Source organism: Sphingomonas sp. HMP9 (assembly GCF_013374115.1).
Classification (GTDB): domain Bacteria; phylum Pseudomonadota; class Alphaproteobacteria; order Sphingomonadales; family Sphingomonadaceae; genus Sphingomonas.
Map to the genome: position 1 here is coordinate 1,986,835 of NZ_AP022673.1, position 26,846 is coordinate 2,013,680.

18 protein-coding genes and 1 pseudogene are annotated in these 26,846 nt (G+C 66.0%); 8 read left to right on the forward strand and 11 right to left on the reverse strand.

Annotation, left to right across the window (positions count from 1 at the left end):
• Positions 1-17 precede the first annotated feature (17 nt).
• The 11 genes from HMP09_RS08775 to rpiA all read right to left on the reverse strand — a co-directional run bounded on the left by HMP09_RS08775 (position 18) and on the right by rpiA (position 11,498).
• Entirely contained in the window at positions 18-485 is a 468-nt protein-coding gene (locus HMP09_RS08775; RefSeq protein ID WP_176501679.1) for a YaiI/YqxD family protein, read from the reverse strand.
• A gap of 296 nt (positions 486-781) precedes the next feature.
• The gene (locus tag HMP09_RS08780; RefSeq protein WP_176500041.1) at positions 782-2,554 is read right to left on the reverse strand and encodes a DEAD/DEAH box helicase; all 1,773 of its coding nucleotides are present in this window, start codon (positions 2,552-2,554) and stop codon (positions 782-784) included.
• 55 nt (positions 2,555-2,609) lie between these two features.
• A complete protein-coding gene (locus HMP09_RS08785; protein ID WP_176501680.1) occupies positions 2,610-3,734 on the reverse strand; it encodes an NAD(P)/FAD-dependent oxidoreductase in 1,125 nt (374 codons plus the stop codon).
• 451 nt (positions 3,735-4,185) lie between these two features.
• Entirely contained in the window at positions 4,186-4,368 is a 183-nt protein-coding gene (locus HMP09_RS08790) for a hypothetical protein (RefSeq protein WP_055881387.1), read from the reverse strand.
• Positions 4,368-4,835, reverse strand: a complete 468-nt coding sequence (locus tag HMP09_RS08795) for a GreA/GreB family elongation factor (protein ID WP_176500042.1) — start codon at positions 4,833-4,835, stop codon at positions 4,368-4,370. Before HMP09_RS08795 ends, HMP09_RS08790 begins: the two co-directional genes overlap by 1 nt.
• Before the next feature lie 4 nt (positions 4,836-4,839).
• The gene (locus HMP09_RS08800; protein ID WP_176500043.1) at positions 4,840-5,583 is read right to left on the reverse strand and encodes an HAD-IIB family hydrolase; all 744 of its coding nucleotides are present in this window, start codon (positions 5,581-5,583) and stop codon (positions 4,840-4,842) included.
• Positions 5,580-6,395 (reverse strand): HAD family hydrolase, encoded by an 816-nt coding sequence (locus HMP09_RS08805; protein ID WP_232090154.1) that lies wholly within the window; start codon positions 6,393-6,395, stop codon positions 5,580-5,582. Before HMP09_RS08805 ends, HMP09_RS08800 begins: the two co-directional genes overlap by 4 nt.
• A gap of 32 nt (positions 6,396-6,427) precedes the next feature.
• Complete coding sequence (gene gnd, locus HMP09_RS08810; RefSeq protein ID WP_176500044.1) at positions 6,428-7,411, reverse strand: phosphogluconate dehydrogenase (NAD(+)-dependent, decarboxylating); 984 nt, start codon at positions 7,409-7,411, stop codon at positions 6,428-6,430.
• 128 nt (positions 7,412-7,539) lie between these two features.
• Entirely contained in the window at positions 7,540-8,664 is a 1,125-nt protein-coding gene (tal, locus tag HMP09_RS08815) for a transaldolase (RefSeq protein WP_176500045.1), read from the reverse strand.
• Entirely contained in the window at positions 8,664-10,754 is a 2,091-nt protein-coding gene (gene tkt, locus HMP09_RS08820) for a transketolase (RefSeq protein WP_176500046.1), read from the reverse strand. The genes tal and tkt overlap by 1 nt, the downstream gene beginning before the upstream one ends.
• 69 nt (positions 10,755-10,823) lie before the next feature.
• Positions 10,824-11,498 (reverse strand): ribose-5-phosphate isomerase RpiA, encoded by a 675-nt coding sequence (gene rpiA / locus HMP09_RS08825; protein WP_176500047.1) that lies wholly within the window; start codon positions 11,496-11,498, stop codon positions 10,824-10,826.
• A gap of 588 nt (positions 11,499-12,086) precedes the next feature.
• Between rpiA and HMP09_RS08830 the strand changes: the two genes are divergently transcribed.
• The 8 genes and pseudogenes from HMP09_RS08830 (at position 12,087) to HMP09_RS08860 (ending at position 26,835) form a co-directional block, all read left to right on the forward strand.
• Entirely contained in the window at positions 12,087-13,274 is a 1,188-nt protein-coding gene (locus HMP09_RS08830) for an efflux RND transporter periplasmic adaptor subunit (protein ID WP_176500048.1), read from the forward strand.
• 6 nt (positions 13,275-13,280) lie between these two features.
• On the forward strand, positions 13,281-16,559 hold the full coding sequence (locus tag HMP09_RS08835; protein WP_176500049.1) for a multidrug efflux RND transporter permease subunit: 3,279 nt from the start codon (positions 13,281-13,283) through the stop codon (positions 16,557-16,559).
• On the forward strand, positions 16,556-18,154 hold the full coding sequence (locus tag HMP09_RS08840) for an efflux transporter outer membrane subunit (RefSeq protein WP_176500050.1): 1,599 nt from the start codon (positions 16,556-16,558) through the stop codon (positions 18,152-18,154). The genes HMP09_RS08835 and HMP09_RS08840 overlap by 4 nt, the downstream gene beginning before the upstream one ends.
• Positions 18,155-18,228: 74 nt before the next feature.
• Positions 18,229-20,883: an EAL domain-containing protein gene (locus HMP09_RS08845; protein WP_176500051.1), complete on the forward strand. Its 2,655-nt coding sequence runs from the start codon at positions 18,229-18,231 to the stop codon at positions 20,881-20,883.
• Between the two features lie 351 nt (positions 20,884-21,234).
• Positions 21,235-21,960 (forward strand): haloacid dehalogenase type II, encoded by a 726-nt coding sequence (locus HMP09_RS08850; protein ID WP_176500052.1) that lies wholly within the window; start codon positions 21,235-21,237, stop codon positions 21,958-21,960.
• A 364-nt stretch (positions 21,961-22,324) separates the two neighbouring features.
• Positions 22,325-22,519 (forward strand): annotated as a pseudogene (locus HMP09_RS18665) (hypothetical protein); the annotation flags it as partial.
• Between the two features lie 135 nt (positions 22,520-22,654).
• Positions 22,655-24,208, forward strand: coding sequence for an ATP-binding protein (locus HMP09_RS08855; RefSeq protein WP_443026466.1), 1,554 nt, complete (start codon positions 22,655-22,657; stop codon positions 24,206-24,208).
• Between the two features lie 740 nt (positions 24,209-24,948).
• The gene (locus HMP09_RS08860; RefSeq protein ID WP_443026410.1) at positions 24,949-26,835 is read left to right on the forward strand and encodes a ribonucleoside-diphosphate reductase subunit alpha; all 1,887 of its coding nucleotides are present in this window, start codon (positions 24,949-24,951) and stop codon (positions 26,833-26,835) included.
• Positions 26,836-26,846: the final 11 nt, after the last annotated feature.

Consider the following 26,846-nt stretch of genomic DNA (forward strand, 5'->3'; position numbering starts at 1 on the left):
GCCCGATCGCGCGCGCCTTAGCGGCGCTTCAACCGGACGAGCGCGGCGTCGAGCGCCGAGAGGAAACTCGACCGGTCGCTTTTCGAAAACGGCGCCGGCCCGCCGATCACGTCGCCGCCAGCACGCAGGTCGGCCATGATCGCCCGCGTCGCGATGGCGCCGCCGATCGAGCTGGTGGTGAACGGCTTGCCGGTATTGGCGAGCACGGTCGCGCCAGCCTTCAGACAGCGATCGGCGAGCAGGATGTCGGCGGTGATCACGACCGCTTTCGCATCGCTTTGCTCGGCGATCCAGTCGTCGGCGGCGTCGAACCCGTCGCTGACGACCACGCGAATGATCAGTGGATGGACGGGGATGCGGAAATGGCTGTTGGCGACGATGGTGACGGGCACCTCGTGGCGCCACGCGACCTTGTAGATCTCGTCCTTCACCGGACACGCGTCGGCGTCGACGAGGATGCGGAGCGAGGGTGGCACGTCAGTCATGGTCATCTCACGCCTCTCGTCATCCTGACGAAAGTCAGGATCCAGGATCAAGCAGGACGGCGTTCGTTCCGCCGTCATCCTGACGAAAGTCAGGATCCAGGATCACGGGAGGTGTCGTTCGTGGCTCTGGATCCTGACTTTCGTCAGGATGACGGAGAGTGGAGGGTTCCGCGCTTCGTCAGAATGACGGCGCTGGAGGCGGCCACCGCCCCCCTCACCGTTCGCCCTGAGCGAAGTCGAAGGGCATGCCCCAAGCCGGGGTGCTTCGACTTCGCTCAGCACAAACGACGCGTGGCTCAGCTACGCTCGCGATTCCCACGGTACGGGGGTTTCCGCGCAGGAGCCGGACCGCCACGCGGGGCCGCACGGTGCAGCGTCGAGCGCGGACCGCCCGCATTGCTGCGGCCACCACCGCCACCGCCATCATGCCGCGCACCGCTCTCGGGCGCGCCCTGCATCGCCTCGATCGCGACGCCGCTCTCCTCTTCGCCCGCCTGCGCGGTGCGCTGGATCGCCGCCGAGAAGCGCGCCGCAACGGTGCGCGGAATCTCGAACGCGGTCTCGTTCGGGCCGATGCGGATCGCGCCAATCTCGGACTTGGTGATGTGCCCACGACGGCAGATCAGCGGCAGGATCCAGCGCGGGTCGGCGTTCTGACGACGACCGATATCCATGCGGAACCAGACGGTATCCTCGAACCCTGCGCGGGGCCCCTGCGACCGATCGTCGCTGACCGACTGCTTGCTCTGATCGATGAGGTCCTCGGCCTGCGGCATCGTCGCGCGGTGCATGTGCACCAGCGCCGCGGCGATGTCCTCGGGCGTCTTCTCGGCCATCAGGCGGGTCGCGAGCTCACGATCCTCTTCCTCGACCTCGACCGGCTGCATCAGCATCGTGATGAGGCGTTCGTGATCGTTCTTGCGGATGTCCTCGGCGGTCGGGGCGTTGACCCACTCCGCGTTGATCTTCGCACCACGGAGCATCATCTCGACGCGACGGCGACGCGGGAACGGCACGATCAGGACGGCCGTGCCCTTCTTGCCCGCACGACCGGTACGACCCGAGCGATGCTGCAGCGTCTCGGCATCGCGCGGCAGTTCGACATGAACCACCAGCGAGAGCGTCGGCAGATCGATCCCGCGCGCAGCGACGTCGGTCGCGACGCAGACGCGCGCACGACGGTCGCGCAGCGCCTGCAACGCCGCGTTACGCTCGTTCTGCGAATGCTCGCCCGACAGCGCGACGGCGGCAAAGCCACGCTCGACCAGGCTCGCATGCAGATGGCGCACATTGTCGCGAGTCGCGCAGAACAGCATCGCCGTCTCCGCCTCGTGGAAGCGCAGCAGGTTGATCACCGCATGCTCGATCTCCGACGGCGAGACCGTGACGGCCTGGTACGAGATATCGCCATGACCGCGATCCTCGCCGACGGTCGAGATACGCAGCGCATCCTTCTGGTAGCGCTTGGCAAGCGCGACGATCGGCCGCGGCATCGTCGCCGAGAACAACAGCGTACGACGCTGCTCGGGCGACGCGTCGAGGATCTGCTCGAGGTCCTCGCGAAAGCCCATGTCGAGCATCTCGTCGGCTTCATCGAGCACCGCGACCTTCAAGGCCGACAGGTCGAGCGCGCCACGCTCCAGATGATCGCGCAGACGCCCCGGCGTACCGACGACGATATGCGCGCCGTGTGCGAGCGAACGACGCTCCTTAGAGGCGTCCATCCCGCCAACGCAGGTCGAAATGCGCGCACCGGCCTTCGCGTAGAGCCACATCAGCTCACGACTGACCTGCAATGCGAGCTCGCGAGTCGGTGCGATGCAGAGAACGAGCGGCTTGTGCGGAGCTGGCAGGCGCTGGACGCCGTCCTCGCCCGCTTCACCGAGCAGTTCGCCGGCCATCGCCAGGCCGAACGCCACGGTCTTGCCCGAGCCGGTCTGCGCTGACACGACGAGATCGCGACCGATCGCGTTGTCCTCGATCACGTGCGCCTGCACGGGGGTCAGCGCGGTATAGCCACGCGCTTCGAGCGCCTCGGAAAGAAGCGACGGAATATTTGTAAAAGGCATGTACGTCCTAATTGGTGGCCGGCTTACGCAACGGCAGGCACTGGCTTGGTGGTCCCTACAGGACTTGACCCGCGGCCCACCCGCTCGACCATGCCCATTGGAAATTGTAGCCGCCGAGCCACCCTGTGACATCGACCGCTTCGCCGACTGCATACAGCATTGGTACGCGTTTGGCTTGCATTGTTTGCGATGACAGGTCCGCGGTGCTGATTCCGCCCGCGGTGACCTCGGCCTTAGCATAGCCTTCCGAACCGTTCGGCGTGAATTGCCAATGGCTTAGCGCGCGCTCGGCGTCCTGGAGCGTGCGATCGGTAAGCGTGGAAATCTCGCCAGTCAGCGCCAGTTTCTCGCTCAAAGTCTCCGCGAGTCGGTCCGGCAGCGTGTTTGCGAGCAATTTCCGCAGAGTCGCGCGCGGCGTGGTACGCTTCGCCGCCGGCAGCCAGCCGGACTCGCGATCGGGCAGGAAATCGATCCCGATCGGCTGGCCGTGACGCCAATAGGACGAGGCTTGGAGGATCGCCGGACCCGATAACCCGCGGTGCGTGAACAGCGCCGCCTCGCGAAACGCGGTCTTGCCAGCCGTCGCGACTACGTCCGCAGCCACGCCGGACAATTCGCGGAACAGGATCTCGTCCCCGCCCAGCGTCAGCGGCACCAACGCGGGCCGAGGCTCGACCACCTTCAACCCGAACTGCCGCGCGAGATCATAGGCAAACCCGGTCGCGCCCATCTTCGGGATGGAAGGCCCGCCCGTCGCGATCACCAACGCGGGCGCGGTGACGGTCCGCCCGTCGAGCGACACGCGGTACTGCCCGTCGCCATGCTCCACCCCAGTGACGGCGCGCCCGAGGGAAAGATCGACCCGCCCCTTGTCGCATTCGTCGAGCAGCATCTCGACGATCTGTTTCGCGGACCCGTCGCAGAACAGCTGCCCCAGCGTCTTCTCATGCCACGCGATCCCGTAGAACTCGACCAGCGCAATGAAATCCTGCGCGGTGTAGCGCCCGAGCGCGGACTTCGCGAAATGCGGATTGGCGGAGATGTAGCGGTCGGCCGCGGTATGTACATTGGTGAAATTACACCGCCCGCCGCCGGAAATGAGAATCTTCTTCCCCGCCTGCTCGGCATGATCGACGAGCAGGATCTTCCGCCCGCGCTGGCCGGCGACCGCAGCGCACATGAGCCCCGCGGCGCCGGCTCCAAGAATAATCGCATCATAGTCGGACAAGGATCGCTCCGCGCGGCGTGGGTCGGCCAGCCACTAATCAAGAGTGTGTCCCCGCGAAGGCGGGGACCCAGACTGGCCTCACACCTTCGCGGGAGAACAAGAACGGCAGGGTATAGCGCAGGATAGATCCGCAAACCCACCCCCACCCCGGCGAAGGCCGGGGCCCAATTGGGGGACGCTAATGACGCAGGTTGCGCGCGGTTACGCCGACCTTCCCAATTGGGCCCCGGCCTTCGCCGGGGTGGTTTCAATCATACCCCCGTCATCCTGACGAAGGTCAGGATCCAGAGCCAAATAACGGCGCACTCGGTGGCTCTGGATCCTGGATCAAGTCCAGGATGACGGGGGGGGCGGGTGCGTGTCAGCCCGCTCCCCGTAAATCCGCCTGCAGAACCCGCCGCCCCTACCGCAACTTCGCGATATTCAGCGAATCCTCCTTCGCCCGCACCTTCACCGATTCCTCGCTCCGCGTCAGCGCCTTGGCGATCGCCTTCAGCGCCATGCCCTTCTTGGCGAGCGTGTGCAGCTTCTGGATCTCGTCCTGCGTCCACGCCTGACGATGCCGCTCGAATTTCGCTTCAGCCATCAGCCGTCATCCCTGTCGATCGCCAGCACTTCGATCGCATCCGCCTTGTCCGCGAACGCGACCTTCTCGCCCACCGCAGCGCCCATCAGCGCGCGTGCCAACGGCGCCGAGAACGCCAGCCGATCCTCACCAGGCTCGGCCTCATCCCCGCCGACGATCGCAATCACCCGCTCCGCGCCGTTCATGCGAACCCGAACGCGAGATCCGATCCCGACCTCGCCCTCTTCAGGCTCCGGCGCGAGTTCCGCCGTCGTCTGCCGCGTATGCCAATAACGCAGGTCGCGCAGCAGAACCTTGCGCGCCTCTTCGTCAGCCTCCGCCGCCACCGCCGCCTCGATCGCGACAACCCGCTCGCCAATCAGCGCCAACCCCCGCGCCGTGACCAGATTAGGCCCCGGCGCGATCGGCTGCTCGAACTTCGGCTCGAGATGTTCCTCGTCGCTCTCCCGGCGAAACGCTACGCTCACGAGATCACTTCAGGCATGCGACGATCCCGGCGATCGCCGCCAGCGTGCCATCGACATTCTTCACCTTTACGACGTCCAGCCCCAACTGCTCGGCCGGATAGTCATTCCCGCCCGGGAAGATCGCGTCGCCGATGAACATCATCTTGTCGAGCGCGATGCCGCTGGCTTCGTTGAGCTTCTTCAAGCCATAGGCCTTGTCGACACCCTCGCGCGTGATGTCGATCGAGGTCGCGCCACCCATGTTGATCGACAGCCCCGGCAGGCGCTTACGCAGATCGGCCTGGATAACCTTGCGCTTGGCAAAGTCCGGATCCCAGCTGTGCTTGGCGTCAATCGGCGCTTCCTGGCCGAGCGCCGAGAAGGTGATCTGGCTCCCGCGATCCTCGATCCGCTCGCCCCAGGTTTGCTCAGGGACGAAGCCAGTGGCTTCCAAGGACTCGTCGAACGCCGTCAGGATCTTCTGCTTTTCTTCGTCCTCGAACAGCTCGGCATATACCGCGCGCCATGCGTCGTCGAAGCGGTACAGCTTGGTCCCCGTCGTTGGCATCAGCCACAGCTTCGTGCGATCGGCGCGCTCGGGCAGGCGGCTCGCCACCTGCTTTTCGAACTGCGGCCAGTCGCCACCCGAGATCACCGCGACATGCGCGACGTCGAGCAGATTGGCCAGCGCCTCGCCCATCGGCTCCTGCAAGGGCTGCTTGCTCTCGGCCAGCGTTCCATCGAGGTCGAAGGCAACCAGTTCTTTCATGCGGAAACTCCAGTCAGGATAAAGGTATCGATCGCGTGCGCGACGCCGTCGGCGTCGTTCGCCGACGTAATCTCGTGCGCGACGTCGCGGACGGTCTGCGGCGCGTTGCCCATCGCGATCGCCAGCTTGGCGCGCTTGAGCATCGCGATGTCGTTGGCCTGATCGCCGATCGCCGCGGTCTGCGTCAAGCTGATGCCGAATGCGTCCGCCAGTTCCTCGATCCCGCTACCCTTGTTGCCCGCGACGGGCGTGATATCGAGATAATAGGTTTGGCTCTGGACGATCGTCGCCTGCGTATCGAATTTCGCCGCGACCTTGGCATGCAGGTCGCGGAGCAGTTCCTCGTCATCGCTGACGAGCGTCACCTTGTCCGCCTTGGCCAGCAGGTCGGTAAAGTCGGAGACGATCACTGGGTCCTGCGCCGACGCCTTGCGCTCGCTGCCGACATGCCCGCCCTGGTCGGTGCTGGCATACCAGACGTCCCCTGCGAAAAACCACGTGTCGACCGGCGCATCACCGACGATCTCCATCGCACCGCGCACGACGTCGACATCGATCATGTGATGCTCGATCACGGTGCCGTCGCGCTTGAACACGATCCCGCCGTTGAACGCGCCCATCGGCTCGTCGATCCCGAGCAGCTCGGCGATCGGCATCATCCCCGAGCGCGGGCGCGCGCTGATGATCGTGAAGCCGAGCCCCGCCGCCTTCAGCCGCTTGACCGCATCGACAGTCGCGGGCGTCACCTTCTTCTCCTTGTCGACGAGCGTGCCGTCGACATCGGAGACGAGGAGCTTGATCGCCCCGCTCACTGCGTCGCTCCCTTCGCCGCTCACTGGGCCGCTCACTGGGGCATCTCGACATGCCCGCCAAAGCCATAGCGCATCGCCGACAACAGCTTGTCGCCGAACGTATGGTCCACCCGGCTGCGATAGCGGGCGTACAGCGCGGCGCTCAGCACGTTGGCCGGCACCTTCTCCTCCATCGCCGCGTCGATCGTCCACTGGCCTTCGCCTGAGTCCGCGACGCTGCCGCTGAACGCTTCGAGCGTGCCGTCCTTCGCCAGCGCGATCGCCGACAGGTCGAGCAGCCACGACGAGATCACGCTGCCACGGCGCCACACTTCGGCGACGTCGGTCAGGTTGATGTCGAAGCGCTGGTCCTCGACGACATGCTCGCCCGATTTGCCCTTGAGGATGTCGAAGCCCTCGGCATAGGCCTGCATCAGGCCATATTCGATGCCGTTATGCACCATCTTGACGAAGTGCCCGGCGCCCGGGGGGCCCGCATGGATATAGCCCTTCTCCGCGCGCGGATCGGCCTGCCCCTCGATGCGGCCCGGCGTGCGGACGATCTCGCCAATGCCCGGCGCCAGCGTGTCGAAGATCGGGTCGAGATAGTCGACCGTATCCTTCTCGCCGCCGATCATCATGCAATAGCCGCGCTCGAGGCCCCAGACGCCACCCGACGTGCCGACGTCGACATAGCGGATACCCTTTTCGGCGAGTTCCTTCGCGCGGCGGACGTCGTCCTTGTAGAAGCTGTTGCCGCCATCGATGATGATGTCGCCGGCGGACGCCTTTTCGGCGATCGCCTGGACGGTCTGCTCCGTCGGCTCGCCCGCGGGCACCATCACCCACCAGATCGCCGGGCTGTCGAGCTTGGCTTGCATGGCGTCGAGCGAGTCCGCGCCTTCCGCGCCGTCGGCGACGAGTTTCTTCACCGCCTCCGCATCGCGATCATAGGCGACGACCGCGTGGCCGTCGTTCATCAACCGGCGCGCGATATTGCCGCCCATCCGGCCGAGGCCGATCAGTCCGATCTTCATGGTTAAATCCTTGTCTTCTCCCTCTCCCCTCCGGGGAGAGGGTCGGGGTGAGGGGCAGTTCCGGGCGGAGGCGCGCTTGGCAGCCCCTCACCCCAACCCTCTCCCCAACGGGGAGAGGGAGCAGAAGTTCACGCCGCCGCCGGCTGCTTCTTCGCGATCGCGCCCAGCAGGTCGTCGAACGCCTTCACGAACGACGCAACCCCCTCTTCGACCAGCTTCCCGGTCACGCCGTTGAGGTCGAGGCCCAGCCGCTCGGCTTCTGCCAGCACGTGGCGGGCCGCATCGACATCCTGCGTGATCGTCTCCGCCGCGGTGCCGTGGTCGCGAAACGCGTCCATGGTCTTCGGCGGCATCGTGTTGACCGTATCCTTGCCGATCAGCGTGTCGATATACAGCGTATCGGGATAGCTCGGGTCCTTCACGCCGGTCGACGCCCATAGCAACCGCTGCGGCTGCGCACCCTTGGCAGCCAGCGCCTGCCAGCGATCCGACTTGAGGAAGTCGAGATACCATTGATACGCCATCTTGGCATTGGCGATCGCGACCTTGCCACGAACCGCCTTCAGCGCGTCCGCCTCGGCATCGCCCTTCTCAAGGCGCGCATCGATTTCCTTGTCGATCGACGAATCGATCCGGCTGACGAAGAAGCTGGCGACGCTGGCAATCTTGTCGATCGGCTGCCCCTGCTTGACGCGCTCCTCGAGCCCCGCCGCATACGCTTCGGCAACGCGGATATACGCGTCGAGCGCGAACAGCAGCGTGACGTTGACGTTGATCCCGCTCGCGATCGTCGAAGAGATCGCCGGGCCACCCGCGAGCGTCCCCGGAATCTTGATCATCAGGTTCGGCCGGTCGACCATCCCCCAAAGCTTCTTCGCTTCCGCGATCGTCGCGTCGGTATCGTCCGAGATATACGGCGACACCTCCAGGCTGACATAGCCGTCCTTGCCGTCGAGCTTGTCGTACACCGGCTTCAGCGTTTCCGCCGCCGCCTTGATGTCCTGGATCGCGAGATGCTCGTAGCGGTCGATCGTCGCCGCGCCGGGGTTCTCCTTGTCGAACTTCGCCAGCGTCGAGTCATACGCCTCGCCGTGGCCCATCGCCTTTTCGAAGATCGACGGGTTCGAGGTGACACCGGTCAACCCGTCCTCATCGACCAGCTTCTGGAGACCACCGGCCTCCAGGAACTTCCGATCGACGAAATCGAGCCATACCGCTTGGCCGAAGCCTTCGAGATCGTTGAGCGCACCCATCACTTGGTCTCCATTACCTGGCGGGCGACCTTGACGACATTGTCGACGGTGAACCCGAACTTGTCCTGCAACTTGGCGAGCGGTGCCGAGGCCCCGAACGTCGACATCGTCACGGTCGCGCCGTCGAGACCGACATAGCGGTCCCAGCCGATCGACCCAGCCATCTCGATCGCAACGCGGGCGCGAACACCGCGCGGCAACACGCTTTCCTTGTACGCCGCGTCCTGCAGTTCGTAGCGATACCAGCTCGGCATCGACACGACCCGGCTCTTCACGCCGTCCGCCGCGAGCGTCTCATGCGCGTCGATCGCCAGCGACAGCTCGCTGCCGGTCGCGATCAGGATCACGTCGGGCGTGCCGTCACTGTCGGCCAGCACATACCCGCCCTGCTCGACACCGTCGGCACTGGCGTACTTGGTGCGATCCAGCGTCGGCAAAGCCTGGCGCGACAGGATCAGCGCGGCTGGCGTGCTCGCATCCTTCATCACGGCCTTGTACGCGGCTGCGACTTCGTTCGCGTCACCCGGACGGATCGTGTCGAGCCCCGGGACTGCGCGGAGCGTGGCGAGATGCTCGATCGGCTGGTGCGTCGGGCCATCCTCGCCGACGCCGATCGAATCGTGCGTGAACACCCAGATCGCGCCAACCTCCATGATCGACGACAGTCGCACCGGCGCACGCATGTAATCGACGAACACCAGGAAGGTGGAGCCGTAGGAGCGCAGGTGCGACAGCGCCATGCCGTTGACGATCGCGCCCATGCCATGTTCGCGAATGCCGAAATGGAAGTTCTGGCCGCCGTAATTGTCCGCCTCGAACGACGCCGCACCCTTGATGTCGGTCTTGGTCGACGGCGCGAGATCCGCCGAGCCGCCGATCAGCCACGGCACGTTCTTGGCGATCGCGTTGAGCACCTTGCCACCGGAATCACGGCTCGCGAGCCCCTTCGGATCTGCGTCGAACACCGGAATGTCGGCGTCCCAGCCCTCGGGCAGCTTGTCCTTGAGCAACAGGTCGAGCTCGGCCGACAGCTCGGGATGCGCGTCGCGATATTCGTCGGTCAGCGCGACCCACTCGTCACGCAGCTTGGCGCCACGGTCTGCAATCGCGCCGTTGAAATGCTCGATCACGCCGTCCGGCACGTAGAACGACTTGTCCTCGGGCCAGCCATAGGCCTGCTTGGTGAGGCGGATATTCTCCTCGCCGAGCGGCTCGCCATGCGCCTTCTCGCTGCCCGCCTTGGGGCTGCCGTAACCGATCACCGAATGCACGACGATGAAGGTCGGCTTGTCGGTGGTGGCCTTGAACGTCTCGATCGCGCGGCTGAGGGCTGCCGTGTCGTTGGCATCGTCGATGTGGATGACGTTCCAGCCATACGCATCGAAACGAAGCCCGACATCCTCGTCGAACGCGAGATCGGTCGCGCCCTCGATCGAGATGTGATTGCTATCGTAGATCCAGCACAGGTTGCTGAGCTTCAGATGCCCGGCCATGCTCGCCGCCTCGGACGAGACGCCCTCCATCATGTCGCCGTCGCCGCAGATCGTGTAGACGTCATGGTCGAACAGCGTGAAGCCATCCTTGTTGTAGCGCGCGGCGAGCCAGCGCTCGGCGATCGCCATGCCGACCGAATTGCCGCAACCCTGGCCCAGCGGCCCGGTCGTGGTCTCGACGCCCGTCGTGTGGCGATATTCGGGGTGGCCCGGGGTCTTCGACGACAGCTGGCGGAACTGCTCGATATCCGCGAGGCTCACGGCCTCCTTGCCGGTCTTGTTGCCCTCGGCATCGATCTCTTCGATCTTGGCGAGGTGGATCAGCGAATAGAGCAGCATCGACGCGTGACCGACCGACAGCACGAACCGGTCACGGTTGGGCCAGTCGGCGTGCTTGGGATCATAGCGCAGGAACTTCGACCAGAGCGTGTAGCCGACCGGCGCCAGCGCCATCGGCGTGCCGGGATGACCCGAATTGGCCTTCTGCACCGCGTCCATCGACAGCGTACGGATGGTATCGATCGCGAGGCGTTCGGGCGAACCATCCTCGTGCAGCATGGGGTCCGCCTTGGGGGCGGCGGTTGCGGTATCGGTCATGGAAGAAGCCTCGCTCTAGACGGTGACCGAACGCCGCGCATCCGATCTGGTTGCCAACATAGGATGCCTTTAGTCGGATGCACCCGTCCGTTCCAGTCGCGTAACGACGCCGTTCGTTGCAATATACGCGGCATCGACCTCGTCGAGGAACAGCCCGTGGCCGAGTATGCCGGGGATCGCGGACAGCGTGGCGGCGGTTGCGCGGGGGTCTTCGAGCGCGGCGAAGTGGCAGTCGACGACCAGATTGCCTTGGTCCGTCCGGTAGTTGTCACGGATCGTCGAAGCGGCGCCCATCTCGACGAGGACATGCATGACGTATGCGATGGCGAAGGGGAGCACCTCGACCGGCAGCTTCGCCGCACCGATACGCTCCACCTGCTTCGAGCCATCGGCGATCACGACCATCCGTGCCGAGCTTGCGGCGACGATCTTCTCTCGCAACATCGCCCCGCCCGCGCCCTTGATCGCGAAGCAGCGCGAGTCGATCTCGTCCGCGCCGTCGATCGTGAGGTCGACGAAGGCAATGGTGGCGAAGTCGAGGACATCGATTCCGACGTCGCGCGCAAGCTTGCCGGAGGCGTCGGACGTAACGACCGCGCGAATGTCTAGTCCCGCCGCGACCCGCTCGCCGAGCGCCTGGATCGCGAAGGCTGCGGTCGACCCGGTGCCAAGCCCGACGAGCATCCCGTCCCGAACCTCCGCCACCGCCGCAACGGCGGCGGCTTTCTTGTCGTCATCGATCATCGTCTTGCGCCTTTTCAAACCTACCGCCCACTCCTCCGTTCGCCCTGAGCGAAGTCAAAGGGCATCCCCAGGCGACAGTGCTTCGACCTCGTTCAGCACGAACGGATCAGGGGGTGATCGGCCAACAGGCGCCGAACACACACCCGTCGTGCTGACGAAAGTCAGGACCCAGAGCCACAAACGATCACCTCGCAACTCTGGATCCTGACTTTCTCCAGGATGACGGGATGCACGAAATCGCCCCCCCTCCACAACCACCCCGGCGAAGGCCGGGGTGGTGTGCGGTTGCAGGTGCGCTCTAATTGCGGAAGCGCATTCCTCCTTGTTCTCCCGCGAAGGCGGCAGCCCAATCTGTTTCCCCGCCTTCGCGGGGAAACAATCGCTTACGTTCAGCGAGCCATCTCCCATCACCCCCCAAACAATCAAACAGGTTACTCTTTCTACCCTATTTCTCGCGCCCGCTTTTCAACTGACATACTTCTGGTACATCCTCGTGGTTTAGCCTGACCAACAGCTGCCACCACCGATCGCGAGCGGATACCAAACTTGATAGCCACACGATTTTCTGCGCGGCGGTGCGCCGTCCTGATGGTGCCCGCACTGGCGCTCGCGGCCTGCTCCGGCGGCGGCGGCGACAAGGCACAAGGCAAGGGCAAGGCCGGTCAACCCGGCCAGGGCACGCCGACCGTCGGCTATGTCGTCGTCCAGCCGACCAGCGTCGCGATGACCACCGAGCTCAGCGGGCGCACAACGGCGTTCGAAAGCTCGGACGTCCGCCCCCAGGTGACCGGCATCATCCGCCGCCGCTTCTTCACCGAGGGCACGCTCGTGAAGAAGGGCCAGCCGCTCTACGAGATCGACCCCCGCCTCTACCGCGCCGCCGCCAACGAGGCGCAGGCAAACGTGCAAAGCGCGCAGGCCAACCAGCAGGCGCAGAAGCAGCTCGCGGATCGCTACAAGCCGCTCGCCGAGATGGAGGCGATCAGCAAGCAGGACTACACCAACGCGGTCGCCACCTCGCGCCAGGCCACCGCCTCGGTCGCGCAGACCCGCGCCGCGCTCGAGACCGCGCGGATCAACCTGAAGTTCACGACCGTCCCCGCGCCGATCACCGGGCGCATCGGCCGCTCGCTGTTCACCGTCGGCGCGCTGGTCTCCGCCACGCAGACCGATCCGCTCGCGCAGATCCAGCGGCTCGATCCGATGTTCGTTGATATCCAGCAATCATCCGGCGACCTGCTCGCGCTCCGTCGCTCGCTTGGCCAGAACGGCATCGTCGCGACCCGCGCCGAAGTCCGCCTGACGCTCGAGGACGGCAGCGAGTACGGCGCGACCGGCTCGGTCGAGTTCGCCGAGGCCTTGGTCAATACCGAGACCGGCACCGTGACGCTGCGCGCGCGCTTCCCCAATCCGCAGGGGCTGCTGCTGCCCGGCATGTTCGTCCAGGCCAAATTCGCGCAATCGATCAACCAGCGCGCGTTCCTCGTGCCGCAGGCGGGCGTGTCGCGCGATGCCAAGGGCAATGCGACGGTCTATGTCGTCGATGCGAACAACAAGGCGGTGCAGAAGAAGATCAAGGCGGACCGCACGCAGGGGGCGTTCTGGGTCGTGACGCAGGGGCTCAACCCCGGCGACCGGATCGTGACGCAAGGGCTGTCGAAGATCGCGCCGAACCAGAGCGTGAAGCCGGTCCCCGAGAACACCGCGCAGAAGATCGAAGCGCCCAAGGGCGACTCCTCAGGCGGCGATCAGGCCAGCCAGAAAAAGGCCGGCTAACCCCTCATGCTCTCCCGTGTCTTCATCGATCGCCCGATCTTCGCCTGGGTGCTCGCGATCATCGTGATGCTCGGCGGCATCGGCGCGATCATGAGCCTGCCGATCGCGCAATATCCCGACGTCGCGCCGCCGCAGGTGACCGTCCGCGCGACCTTCCCGGGTGCCAACGCGCAGACCATCCAGAACAGCGTCACGCAGGTCGTCGAGCAATCGCTGACGGGTATCGACGGGCTGATCTATTTCAGCTCGTCCTCGTCGTCGCGCGGGTCGGTGACGATCACGGTCACGTTCGAGAAGGGCACCGATCCCGACATCGCGCAGGTCCAGGTCCAGAACCAGGTCCAGCAGACGCTGTCCCGCCTGCCGCAACAGGTGCAGCAGCAGGGTCTCGTCGTGCGGAAATCGAACCCGGACAATTTGCTGATCGTCGGCGTCTATGACGAGACCGACAAGCTGACCAACCAGGACGTCTCGGACTATCTCGTCTCGAACCTGCAGGACCCGCTCGGCCGTATTCCGGGCATCGGCGACAGCAACGTGTTCGGCGCGCAATACGCGATGCGGATCTGGCTGAACCCGAACAAGCTTGCCAGCTATCAGCTGATCCCAAGCGACGTGACGACCGCGATCCAGGCGCAGAACACCGAGGTCGCCGCCGGCGAACTCGGCGGCCAGCCGCAGCCCGACACGCAGATGCTGAACGCGACCGTCACCGCGCAGTCGCGCCTCCAGACGCCCGAGCAGTTCGCCAACATCATCCTGAAGACCACCAACGACAGCGCCGTGGTCAAGCTGCGCGACGTCGCCCGGATCGAGCTGGGCGCCGAGAACTACAACGCGCGCAGCCGTGTCAACGCGCATCCCGGCGCCGGTATCGCCGTGCTCCTCGCACCCGGCGCCGACGCGCTCAAGACCGCCGAACTGGTCAAGGCGTTCGTCGAGAAATCCGCCAAGAGCTTCCCGCCCGGCCTGAAGTTCGCCTACGCCAACGACACGACCGACTTCATCAAGCTGTCGATCGACGAGGTCGTCAAGACGCTGATCGAGGCGGTCATCCTCGTCGTGATCGTCATGTTCGTGTTCCTCCAAAGCTGGCGCGCGACGCTGATCCCGACGATCGCGGTCCCCGTCGTGCTGCTCGGCACGTTCGGCATCTTCTATCTCGCCGGCTTCTCGATCAACACGCTGACGCTGTTCGGGCTCGTGCTCGCGATCGGCCTGCTGGTCGACGACGCGATCGTCGTGGTCGAGAATGTCGAGCGCCTGATGGAGGAAAATCCCGAGATGACGCCTCGGGAGGCGACGATCGAATCGATGAACGAGATCACCGTCGCGTTGGTCGCGATCGCGCTGGTGCTGTCGGCGGTGTTCCTGCCGATGGCGTTCTTCGGCGGGTCGACCGGCGTGATCTACCGCCAGTTCTCGCTGACGATGGTCTCGGCGATGGTGCTGTCAGTGCTCGTCGCGCTGATCCTGAGCCCCGCGCTGACCGCGACGTTGCTCAAGCAGAAGAAGAAGGACGCCGACGGCAACGCCGAAAAGAGCTGGGGCGAACGCAAATTCCCCAAGATCGCGCATTTCTTCACGCGCGCGGGCGACAAGTTCAACAGCGGGTTCGAGAAGGGCACGCAGAAATACACCAACACGGTGCAGTCGGTGATCGACCGAAAGTGGCTGTTCCTGTTGATCTACGCCGCCGTCGTCGCGCTGCTGGCGGTGCTGTTCCTGCGGCTGCCGACGGGCTTCCTGCCGACCGAGGATCAGGGTTCGGGCATCGTCCAGTTCCAGCTTCCCGCTGGCGCCACGCAAGGCCGCACCTTCGCGCTGCAGAAGCAGATCGAGAATTATTACTTCACCAGCGAGAAGGCCAATGTCCGCACGATGTTCACTGTCAGCGGTGGCGGCGGTGGCGGCGCGAGCGGGCAGAATACCGGCCAGGGCTTCGTCTCGTTCGCGCCGTGGGACGTGCGCGAGGGCAAGGAAAGCACCGCCGAAGCGATCACCGGGCGCGCGTCTAAGGCGTTTGCCGGTTTCCGTGACGCGCAGGTCTATTCGCTCGTGCCGCCTGCGGTGCGTGGTCTGGGTTCGTCGAACGGCTTCACGATGGAGTTGCAGAACGCCGGCGGCCTCTCTCAGATCGAGTTCAATGCCGCGCGCGACAAGCTGCTCGCGCTCGCCCGCGCCGATTCGTCGCTGACCGCGATCCGCCTGACCGAACTCCCCGACGTCGCCACGCTGCGCGTCAATGCGAACCAGCAGAAGCTGTCGACGCTCGGCCTGACTCAGGCGAACGTGAACTCGACGCTGTCGACCGCCTGGGGTGGCCAGTACGTCAACGACTTCATCGACCGCGGCCGCGTCAAGCGAGTCTATGTCCAGGGCGATGCCCAGTTCCGCGCGCAGCCGTCGGACCTCAGCCAGTGGTTCGTCCGCGGATCGAACGGGCAGATGGCGCCGTTCTCGTCGTTCGCGACGACCAGCTGGGGTCAGGCGCCGACCACGCTGTCGCGCTTCAACGGTATCGCCTCGTACGAAATCCAGGGTTCGGGCGCGCCCGGCGTCAGCTCGGGCGACGCGATGAACCGAATCGCCGAGCTTGCCGGGCAGATCCCCGGCACCTCGGTCGCATGGTCCGGCCTGTCCTATCAGGAACGCCTGTCCTCGGGGCAGGCGCCGATCCTCTACGGGCTGTCGCTGCTCGTTGTGTTCCTGTGTCTCGCCGCGCTGTACGAGAGCTGGACGATCCCGATCGCGGTGCTGCTCGTGATTCCGCTCGGCCTCGTCGGCGCGATCCTCGCGGTGACGCTGCGCGGGCTCATCAACGACGTGTACCTCCAGATCGGCCTGCTGACGACGATGGGGCTGGCCGCCAAGAACGCGATCCTGATGATCGAGTTCGCCGAGCAGGAGGAGCGCAAGGGCAAGCGCGTCATCGAGGCGGCGATGTCCGCCGCCAAGATCCGACTTCGCCCGATCCTGATGACGTCGTTCGCGTTCATCCTCGGCGTGCTCCCGCTGGCGCTGTCGACCGGCGCGGGCGCGAACAGCCGTATCGCGATCGGCACCGCTGTCGTCGGCGGCATGCTGACCGCGACGATCCTCGCGATCTTCTACATCCCGCTGTTCTTCGTCCTCGTCCGCCGCGGCGCGCGCGACGGCATCGCCAAGCTGCGTGGGCGCCCGACCGGCTTCCATGGCGGCGATGACGATGGGCACGGCGGCGATAACAAGCCCCCGCTGGGTCCGCCCGAACCACAGGGCCCTCACCGGCCGGAGCCCGCATGATGCGCTCGTTAGTCCTGATCCTCGCCGCCTCGACCGCGCTCGCCGGCTGCTCGCTCGCGCCCAAATATGCGCGCACCGAACTCCCGGTACCGCCGTCGCTCCCGGTCGGCGACGCGTATCTGCGACAGTCCGAGGCGGCGCTGCCCGCGATCACCTACCGCGACGTGTTCCGCGACCCGCGGCTCCAGCAGATCATCGTCCAGGCGCTCGCGAACAACCGCGATCTGCGCGTCGCCGCCGCCAACATCGCCGCGACCCGCGCGCAATACCGGATCCAGCGCGGCGACCTGTTGCCGCAGGTCGATGCGAGCGGCCGCTACAGCTATTCGGGCGGCGGCAACGGCACGCGCAACACCGTCACCAGCGGCACGGGAACGGGCGGCAATAGCGGGACCGGAACGGGTACCGGCAATACTGGCACAGGCACAGGCACCGGCACGGGTACGGGCGGCACTGGCACAGGCACGGGCGGCACCGGATCGGTCGTCAGTTCGTCGAGCTCGAACAGCGCCTTCTCGGTCGACCTCGGCACTACCGCGTTCGAACTCGACCTGTTCGGCCGCATCCGCTCGCTCACCAGCGCCGCACTCGATCGTTATTTCGCGACCGAGGCGGCCGCACGCGCGACTCGCCTGACGCTCGTCGGCGACATCGCCGACGCGTGGCTCACCTATGCGTCGGACCAGAGCCTGCTCAAGATCGCGCAGGACACCGTTGCCAGTTCGCAACGCAGCGTCACGCTGACCAACGCGCGGCTGCGCGGCGGCGTCGCCCCGCGCACCGATCTTCGCCAGGCGCAACAGATCCTGTTCACCGCGCAAAGCGACCTCGCGCAGCAACGCACCGCGCTCGCGCAGGACGTCAACGCGCTGCAACTGCTCGTCGGCGCGCCGGTCGACGCCAGCCTGTTGCCCGCCTCGATCGAACAGGCATTCCCGACCGTCGCGACTCTCCCCGCCGGGCTCGACAGCAGCATTCTCCTTCGCCGCCCGGACGTGGTCGAGTCCGAATATCAACTCCGCGCCACCAACGCGGAGATCGGTGCGGCGCGCGCGGAACTGTTCCCGAGAATATCGCTGACCGGCATCCTCGGATTTGCCAGCACCTCGCTCACCTCGCTGTTCAGCGGCGGCGCGTTCAATTATTCGGTCGCGCCATCGGTCAGCTATCCGATCTTCCGCGCCGGCGCAGGGATCGCCGGGGTCGCCTATTCGAAGGCGCAACGCGACGCCGCGCTCGCCACCTACGAAAAGACGATCCAGACCGCATTCCAGGAAACCGCCGACGCACTGGCCCGCCAGGGCACGATCGCCGACCAGCTGACGGCGAACCAGAACTTCTCGGCGGCGGCGCTCGACACCTATCGCCTGTCCGACGCGCGCTATCGCGGGGGGATCGACACGTTCCTCTCCTCGCTCGACGCACAACGCTCGCTCTACACGGCGCAACGCAACCTCGTCGCGACGCAACTCGTCGGAGCGAGCAACCGCGTGACGCTGTACCGGGTGCTGGGCGGCGATTCGACGCTCGAAGCCGCCGCTGGCGGTCCCCAACCGGTGACGATGAGCGGCGCACCACGGGTGGAAACCGACTAACACACTGAATAATAGGAGTTTTTCGTTCCGCCTATCTTACCGGATCAGCAACTAATTCCAGTCAGAATGACTGGATGTACGCCCCCCTCCCCGTCGCGGATCGCCGCGCGCGCGATCGATCGCCAGCCCCCGCCGTGTTCGGGCTGCGCGACGATGCGCGCGAACAGGTCGCCGAGCTGCTCGATCGCAAGCTCGCGCAAGTCGCCGAGACCTGGCCGATCGCCGTCGCTACGCAGGCGGTCGCCTGCGGCCTCCTGATCGCGCTTGCGCTGATCGCGCCGCCCGCTGCCGGCCTCGCCACCCTCGTCCCGTCGATCGCCATCCACGCGGCGATCCTGGCCATCCTGTCCGCAGGCCTGTTCGGCCTGGTGCGCCTGCCCGGATTGCGCGAGCGGCCCGCCTATCAGCGCAACCGCGCGCTCACCGCAGGCGTCGCGGGAGTCGCCGCGGTGTCGCTGTCGCTTCTGTGGACCGTCGCACGCGCCCCGTCCGGGTCGCTACAGGTCGCCTCCTGCGTCGCGGTCCTCGGGATGCTCGCGGTCACCGCGGTCGGCGTCCATGCGGTCCGCGCCGCGACGCTCGGCCTCGGCGCCGGGATCGTCGTGATGCTCGCTATATGCGCCGGGATCGGCGTGCCGCTGGCCGTCGCGGTGCTGTTCCTCGGCGGCCTCGGACTCGTCGCGCACCGCCTCGCGCGGATCGACGTCGCCCAGGAACTCGACCGCGCCGAGGACGCGAGCGAAGGCCGCCTTGCGATCCGCATGGTCGCCGAATTCGAGGGTCAGGGTACCGGCTGGTTCTGGGAAGCCGACCGCCAGGGCCGCCTGACCTATCTGTCCGCCAAGGTCTCCGACGAACTCGGCCTTGCCGGCGACCCGGTCGGGCACTCGATCACCGACCTGTTCCGCATGGACAATGACGCCGCCGGCACCGAGCGGACGCTCGCCTTCCACATCGCCTCGCGCACGTCGTTCTCCGACTATTCGGTGTGCGCCGCGACGTCGCCCGACTGCGACCGCTGGTGGTCGATCTCGGGCCGACCGGTGGTCGACGATCTCGGGCGCTTCCAGGGGTTCATCGGTTCGGGCCGCGACCTGACCGAACAGCGCAGGTCGGAGGCGGAGATCACGCGGCTGGCGCTGTTCGACGGGCTCACCGGGCTTGCGAACCGCCAGCGGATGCGGTCGTCGCTCGACAAGACGCTCGCGCAGAACACCGGGCCCTACCGCGCGACGTCGTTGTTCCTGATGGATCTCGACCGGTTCAAGGCGGTCAACGACACGCTCGGCCATCAGGCCGGCGACACGCTGCTGAAACAGGTCGCGCAACGGCTCCAGCGCGGGATCGCCGATGCGGGGCTGGTCGGGCGGCTCGGCGGCGACGAGTTCCAGGTCGTGCTGCCCGGCATCGACAACCGCGAGACGCTCGCGGCGCTGTCGCGCGAAGTGATCGCCTCGCTGTCCGAACCCTATTTCCTCAGCGGGACGTCGGTCACGATCGGCTGTTCGATCGGCATCGCGATCGCCCCCGACGATGGCGACGATGCCGAGACACTCGTCCGCAACGCCGATCTCGCGCTGTACGCCGCCAAGGCCGACGGCCGCGGCGTCCACCGCTTCTATTCGGACGACATGCTGACCGGCGCGCGCACGCGCAAACTCCTCGAGGACGATCTGCGCGCAGCGATCTCGGACGGCGCGTTCCACCTCTGCTACCAGCCGATCGTCAGCACGAAATCGACGCAGATCGTCGGCTACGAAGCGCTGATTCGCTGGAACCACGCGACGCGCGGGCTCGTCTCGCCTGCCGACTTCATTCCGGTCGCCGAGGAATGCGGGCTGATCGAGGCGATCGGCGAGTGGGTGTTGCGCACCGCGTGCCTGGAGGCTGCGCGCTGGCCGGGCTCGGTCCGCGTCGCGGTCAACGTCTCGCCGATCCAGTTCGCCAACCCTGCGCTTCCCGCCATCGTTACCAGCGCGCTCGCGCAGTCGGGGATCGCCGCGGGTCGGCTCGAACTGGAGATCACCGAAGGCGTGTTCCTCGACGAGACGCGCTCGTCCGAACAGATGTTCAGGGCGCTGAAGGGGATCGGCGTGCGGCTCGCGCTCGACGATTTCGGCACCGGCTATTCGTCGCTCGGCTATTTACGCAACGCACCGTTCGACAAGATCAAGATCGACCAGTCGTTCGTGCGCGGTGCCGCGGCGCCGGGCAACCGCAACGCCGCGATCATCAAGGCGATCGTCACGCTCGCCGACACGCTGGGCATGGAGACGACGGCCGAGGGGGTCGAGGTGCAGGACGAGATCGACCTGATCCGCGACCTTGGGTGCAGTCATATCCAGGGCTATGTCTATGGCCGCCCGGTCCGCGCGGACGAGGCGTTGCGGCAATTGGGCGTCGAGAACGGCACCGCCGCCGCGAGCGGCTTCAAGGTGAGCCGCGCGACGCGTCACAAGATGCTGCGCTCCGCCCGGATCATGATCGACGGGGTCCGCGGCGACGTCCGCATCCGCGACATCTCGACCTCCGGCGCGATGCTCGACGGGCTCCGCATCGACGGCAATCCCGACGGCGTCGAACTGGAGATCGAACTGGTCGAACACCAGATGGTCCCCGCCCGAATCCGCTGGGCCCGCGCCGGCAAGGCAGGCATCGAGTTCCACGAGGCGTTCAACCTGGAGCGGCTGAACCACGGCCATTCCGCCCGCCTTCGCCGCACCGGATGAGTTAGGGCGAACCAAGCCGGCAATCGGTCTCGCACCGCAAGCGGCGCCCCCTGCCGTCCCAGTTCCCCCGCGAAGGCGGGGGACCAGGACCCAGCAGCGCCACGGCCCGCGGCTCCTGGACTCCCGCCTCCGCGGGAGAACCAGAGTTCCCAGGTCCACCACCCCGGCGAAGGCCGGGGCCCAATTGGGAAAGCTGGATTGGCGAACGCCGTCCTCTGTTAAATTGACCTTTCCAGTTGGGCCCCGGCTTCCGCCGGGGTGGTACTATTGCGCAGAAACCCCGTTCACCGACGACGCCCGGAAGTCTCCCGATCCCGGGAACCAACCGCCGCCCCCCGCCGTCTTTCCCACATGGTACATCGCCCCCCGATCAAAGCCCTCGCCTTCGACGTGTTCGGCACCGTGGTCGACTGGCGCTCGGGGATCGCACGCGAGGCCGCCCCCATCCTCGCCCGCCTCGGCCGCACCGATATCGACCCGCACCTGTTCGCCGACGGCTGGCGCAACCGCTATCAGCCCGCGCTCGAAGAGGTACGCAGCGGCAGGCGTCCGTTCGTCATCCTCGACACGCTCCACCGCGAGGCGCTCGAAAACCTGCTCCGCCACCACGGCATCGAGCCGGAGGCGCTGGACGAGACCACGCTCACCGACCTGACTCACGCCTGGCACCGGCTCGACCCCTGGCCCGATTCGGTCGAAGGCCTTGCCCGTCTCAAGTCTCGCTACCCGATCGTCACGCTCAGCAACGGCAACATCGCGCTGGTGCTCGAGATGGCCCGCCGCGCCAGCCTCCCCTGGGATGCGATCCTCGGCGCCGAAGTCAGCCGCGTCTACAAGCCGCTCCCCGAATCCTATCTCGCCACCGCGCGCATGCTGGCGATCGATCCGACCGAGCTCTGCCTCGTCGCCGCGCACCATAGCGACCTCGCCGCGGCCCGCGCTGCCGGCTTGCAGACCGCCTATGTCGACCGGCCCCAGGAATATGGCGGTCGTCCCGCACCCGATGCGGATGCCGTTCAGGATTGGGACTATCGCGTCGACAGCCTGACCCAATTGGCCGACGAACTGTGCCGATGACCCGTCGACCTGTCCGCGGACCGATGGAAACGCGCGACGGGGCCCCGTATCGAACGCCCGTATCGAACGCCCGTATTGAACCCCCTATCGAACCAGCACCGACGCAGAGGTCAGCCCGGTGTGCGACCGGCAGGAATTTGAGATGACCCCACAGACGGCCGAGGCCGATTTCCTGACCGGCGGCGGCGAGATGGCCGCGATGATCCGCGCGCATGACTGGTCCTCGTCACCGCTCGGCCCGATCGAGCACTGGCCGCAGTCGCTCCGCTCGATCGTGTCGTTGATGCTCGCGTCCGAATTCGCGATGTGCCTCGCCTGGGGCCCCGAGCTCGGCTTCCTCTACAACGACCATTACGCGCGTATCATGCACGACAAGCACCCGCGGGCGCTTGGGCGGCGTTTCGCGGACGTGTGGGCCGATGTCTGGACGGATATCAGTCCGCTCGTCGACAAGGCGCTGGCAGGCGAGGCGTCGTTCTTCGAAAACCTGCCTCTCGTTACCAATCGCAAGGGCTATGACGAGCAAACCTGGTTCACCTTCTCCTATTCGCCGGTCCGCGACGAGAACGGCGCGATCGCGGGCATGTTCTGCTCGACCTACGAAAGCACCGAGCGCGTCCTGACCGAGCGTGCGCTACGCGACGAGCGTGAGCGGATGGGCCAGATGTTCGCGCAGGCGCCGACCTTCATGGCGATGTTGCGCGGCCCCGAACACCGGTTCGAGCTGACCAACCCCGGCTACGACAAGCTGATCGGCCACCGCGACGTGGTCGGCCGCGCGGTCGCCGAGGCGTTGCCCGACGCGGTCGAACAGGGATTTCTCGACCTGCTCGACGGCGTGTTCCGAAGCGGCGACGCCTTTACCGCGCACGGCATGCTCTATGCGGTCCAGGCCGAACCCGGCGGACCGGTAGACGATCGCTATGTCGATTTCGTCTACCAGCCGATCCGCGACGCAACCGGCGCGGTCGTCGGCATCTTCGTCGAGGGGGCGGACGTCACCGATCGCAAGATGCTCGAACGTGACCTGCAATCGCTCAACGCCGATCTGGAGCAGCGCGTACGCGATCGGACGCAGGAACTGATCGAGGCGCAGGAGGCGCTCCGCCAGGCGCAGAAGATGGAGGCGGTCGGGCAGCTCACCGGCGGCATCGCGCATGACTTCAACAACCTGTTGCAAGGCATCATCGGCAGCCTGGAGATCGTCCAGCGTCGCGTCGCGCAAGGCCGCGTCAGCGAACTCGATCGCTTCATCACCGGTGCGACCACCGCCGCCAACCGTGCCGCCTCGCTGACGCACCGCCTGCTGGCATTCTCGCGTCGCCAGCCGCTCGATCCGCGCCCGGTCAAGGTCAACCCGCTGGTCGCCTCGCTCGAAGACCTGCTGCGTCGCACGACCGGCGAACGGATCGAACTCGAGATGGTGCTCGCCGCTGGGCTCTGGACGACGTTATGCGATCCCAACCAGCTCGAAAATTCGCTGCTCAACCTCGTCATCAACGCGCGCGACGCGATGCCGCATGGGGGCAAGCTGACGATCGAGACCTGCAACGCGCATCTCGACGATCATTTCGCCGCCAGCCAGCGTGACGTCCGGCCCGGCCATTACGTCTGCATCTGCGTGTCCGACACCGGTACCGGCATGTCCGCCGACACGATCGCAAAGGCGTTCGAGCCGTTCTTCACCACCAAGCCGATCGGCCAGGGTACCGGGCTCGGCCTGTCGATGATCTACGGGTTCGCGCGCCAGTCGGAGGGCTATGCGCGGATCTACAGCGAGGTCGGCCAGGGCACGACGATCAAGCTCTACCTCCCCCGCCATTACGCCGAGGCGGAGCAGGATGTGGCGCTGCCCGGCCTGACCCAGGACCATGGTACCAACGCAGGCGAGACCGTGCTGGTGGTCGAGGATGACGGGGTCGTCCGGTCGCTGATCGTCGATGTGCTGGCAGAGCTCGGCTATCAGGCGGTCGAGGCGCATGACGGGCCCGCCGGGCTCGAGCGGTTGCGCACGATGGAGCGCATCGACCTCCTCGTCACCGATATCGGCCTGCCCGGCCTCAACGGCCGTCAGGTCGCCGACGCGGGCCGGGCGCTGCGTCCCGGACTCCGCGTACTGTTCATGACCGGCTATGCCGAGAATGCGGCGTCGGCGTCGGGCTTCCTCGAGCCGGGCATGTCGATGATCACCAAGCCGTTTGCGATGGAAGCGCTGGCGACGCAGATCCGGACGATCATCGAAGGGTGAGGCACACGCCGATCGCCACCCCCTACGATCACGATCACCATCGCCTACGATCACCACTACCCCAACATCACCACCATCCCAGATTGCCACCACGCCAACATCGCCACCATCCCAAGATTGCCACCACCCCGGCCTCCGCCGGGAAGGTGCTCACGTTTGGAAGAGCGAGAACCCTCCCAGCCCGTTCCCCCGCGAAGGCGGGGGCCCAGGAATCAAGCGGGACGACGCGCATGGCGCCTGATCCCCCGCCTCCGCGGAGGGACTAGAAACGGCATGAAGCCGCTATCTGCAGCCGAGCCCCCGCACCGCCCCCTCCCCCAAACCAAAGCAACATTTGCCATCTTCCCCGCGTAAATAATTTTTCGTTCCCGCTTCGTCCCCTTGCACATCGCGAACCCCGCGGAAGTCCACGCGTCGCGAATCTCACCGCCGCCCAACCCCGCGACGAACGCGACGAACCGAGCCCCGGACACCCCTCTCACCCCCTTGCGTCTCTTCGCGGTTTGGCACAATCTCTTGGGGTTGCGTTCGGGGGCGGACCCAATCGCTGGTAGAACAACCCTCGCATAGCCATATGCGATTTGACCGTAAGCGCGCCTTCCACCGCCGCGATGGTCACTTTTTGTTCTCCCGTTCGGGGCCGTCCGATGGTAGCATGGCGACAGGCGACCGATTCGAACGAATACAGAACACTAGGAGCAGTTTCGATGGATTTCAGAAACAGCAGCCGGGATAGCGACATGACCACTGACACGATCGAACAGACCACCGAAACCCCCGCCGTCGAGACGCCCAAGGCCCCTCGCCAGGCGCAGGACAGCCACTCCGTGCGCGCGCAGATCTACCCGGTCGAGGTCGATCACAGCCGCGATGCGCTTCTCACCGAATTCGGCAAGGACACGCTGAAGGACCGCTACCTGCTCCCCGGCGAGAGCTATCAGGATCTGTTCGTCCGTGTCGCGTCGGCCTATGCCGACGACGCCGGCCACGCACAGCGCCTCTACGACGCGATCTCGAAGCTCTGGTTCATGCCCGCCACCCCCGTTCTCTCGAATGGCGGCACCGGCCGCGGCCTGCCGATCTCCTGCTACCTCAACTCGGTCCCCGACAGCCTTGGCGGCATCGTCGACACCTGGAACGAGAATGTCTGGCTCGCCTCGCGCGGCGGCGGCATCGGCACCTATTGGGGTAACGTCCGCGGCATCGGCGAGCCGGTCGGCCTCAACGGCAAGACCAGCGGCATCATCCCGTTCGTCCGCGTCATGGACTCGCTCACCCTTGCCATCAGCCAGGGCTCGCTGCGCCGCGGTTCGGCCGCGGTGTATCTCGACGTCTCGCACCCCGAGATCGAGGAATTCCTCGAAATCCGCAAACCCTCGGGCGATTTCAACCGCAAGGCGCTGAACCTGCACCACGGCGTGCTGATCACCGACGACTTCATGGAGGCGGTTCGCAACGGCGCCGAATGGCATCTGCGCAGCCCCAAGGATCAGACGATCCGCCAGACCGTCGACGCGCGCTCGCTGTTCCAGAAGCTCGTCGAGACCCGCCTCCAGACCGGCGAGCCCTATATCGTCTTTGCCGATCACGTGAACAAGGCGATGCCCAAGCATCACCGCGAGCTCGGCCTCAAGGTCTCGACCTCGAACCTGTGCTCGGAGATCACGCTGCCGACCGGCAAGGATCACCTCGGCAACGAGCGGACCGCGGTCTGCTGCCTGTCGTCGATGAACCTCGAAACCTGGGACCAGTGGAAGGACGAGAAGGGCCTGATCGAGGACGTCATGCGCTTCCTCGACAACGTGCTGCAGGATTATATCGACCGCCACGAACCCGGCATGGAACGCGCCGCCTATTCGGCGGGCCGCGAGCGTTCGGTCGGCCTCGGCGTGATGGGCTTCCACTCGTTCCTCCAGGCGCGTGGGCTCGCGTTCGAGGGCGCGATGGCGAAGTCGTGGAATCTGCGCATGTTCAAGCACATCAGCAGCCAGGCCAACGAAGCCTCGATGCAGCTCGCGATCGAGCGCGGCCCCTGCCCCGATGCGGCCGATGTCGGCGCGATGGAGCGGTTCAGCTGCAAGATGGCGATCGCCCCCACCGCGTCGATCAGCATCATCTGCGGCGGCACGTCGGCGTGCATCGAGCCGATCCCGGCGAACATCTACACGCACAAGACGCTCTCGGGCAGCTTCTCGATCAAGAACCCGTATCTCGAAAAAATGCTCGCCGAGAAGTCGAAGAACTCCGACGCGGTCTGGAACTCGATCCTCGAACAGGGCGGTTCGGTCCAGCATCTCGACTTCCTCTCGGTCGAGGAAAAGGATTGCTACAAGACGTCGTTCGAGATCGACCAGCGCTGGCTGCTCGAGCTCGCCGCCGATCGCACGCCCTATATCGACCAGGCGCAGTCGCTGAACCTGTTCATCCCGGCGGACGTGGAAAAGTGGGACCTGCTGATGCTCCACTTCCGCGCCTGGGAGCTCGGCATCAAGTCGCTCTATTACCTCCGCTCGAAGTCGGTGCAGCGCGCCGGGTTCGCCGGTGGGGTCGAGGCCGACAACACGATCGACCTGCGTCAGATCGACGTCGAGTCGAAGGATTACGATGAGTGCCTTGCCTGTCAGTAAGGCCTTTCGTT

Excerpts from the sequence above, each read along its gene's own strand:
- HMP09_RS08775 (WP_176501679.1), bottom strand. The coding sequence starts at position 485 with ATGACTGACGTGCCACCCTCGCTCCGCATCCTCGTCGACGCCGACGCG.
- HMP09_RS08780 (WP_176500041.1), bottom strand. The coding sequence starts at position 2,554 with ATGCCTTTTACAAATATTCCGTCGCTTCTTTCCGAGGCGCTCGAAGCG.
- HMP09_RS08785 (WP_176501680.1), bottom strand. The coding sequence starts at position 3,734 with ATGTGCGCTGCGGTCGCCGGCCAGCGCGGGCGGAAGATCCTGCTCGTC.
- HMP09_RS08790 (WP_055881387.1), bottom strand. The coding sequence starts at position 4,368 with ATGGCTGAAGCGAAATTCGAGCGGCATCGTCAGGCGTGGACGCAGGAC.
- HMP09_RS08800 (WP_176500043.1), bottom strand. The coding sequence starts at position 5,583 with ATGAAAGAACTGGTTGCCTTCGACCTCGATGGAACGCTGGCCGAGAGC.
- gnd (WP_176500044.1), bottom strand. The coding sequence starts at position 7,411 with ATGAAGATCGGACTGATCGGCCTCGGCCGGATGGGCGGCAATATCGCG.
- tal (WP_176500045.1), bottom strand. The coding sequence starts at position 8,664 with ATGGGTGCGCTCAACGATCTCGAAGGCTTCGGCCAAGCGGTATGGCTC.
- tkt (WP_176500046.1), bottom strand. The coding sequence starts at position 10,754 with ATGACCGATACCGCAACCGCCGCCCCCAAGGCGGACCCCATGCTGCAC.
- rpiA (WP_176500047.1), bottom strand. The coding sequence starts at position 11,498 with ATGATCGATGACGACAAGAAAGCCGCCGCCGTTGCGGCGGTGGCGGAG.
- HMP09_RS08830 (WP_176500048.1), top strand. The coding sequence starts at position 12,087 with ATGGTGCCCGCACTGGCGCTCGCGGCCTGCTCCGGCGGCGGCGGCGAC.
- HMP09_RS08835 (WP_176500049.1), top strand. The coding sequence starts at position 13,281 with ATGCTCTCCCGTGTCTTCATCGATCGCCCGATCTTCGCCTGGGTGCTC.
- HMP09_RS08840 (WP_176500050.1), top strand. The coding sequence starts at position 16,556 with ATGATGCGCTCGTTAGTCCTGATCCTCGCCGCCTCGACCGCGCTCGCC.
- HMP09_RS08845 (WP_176500051.1), top strand. The coding sequence starts at position 18,229 with ATGTACGCCCCCCTCCCCGTCGCGGATCGCCGCGCGCGCGATCGATCG.
- HMP09_RS08850 (WP_176500052.1), top strand. The coding sequence starts at position 21,235 with ATGGTACATCGCCCCCCGATCAAAGCCCTCGCCTTCGACGTGTTCGGC.
- HMP09_RS08855 (WP_443026466.1), top strand. The coding sequence starts at position 22,655 with ATGTTGCGCGGCCCCGAACACCGGTTCGAGCTGACCAACCCCGGCTAC.
- HMP09_RS08860 (WP_443026410.1), top strand. The coding sequence starts at position 24,949 with ATGACCACTGACACGATCGAACAGACCACCGAAACCCCCGCCGTCGAG.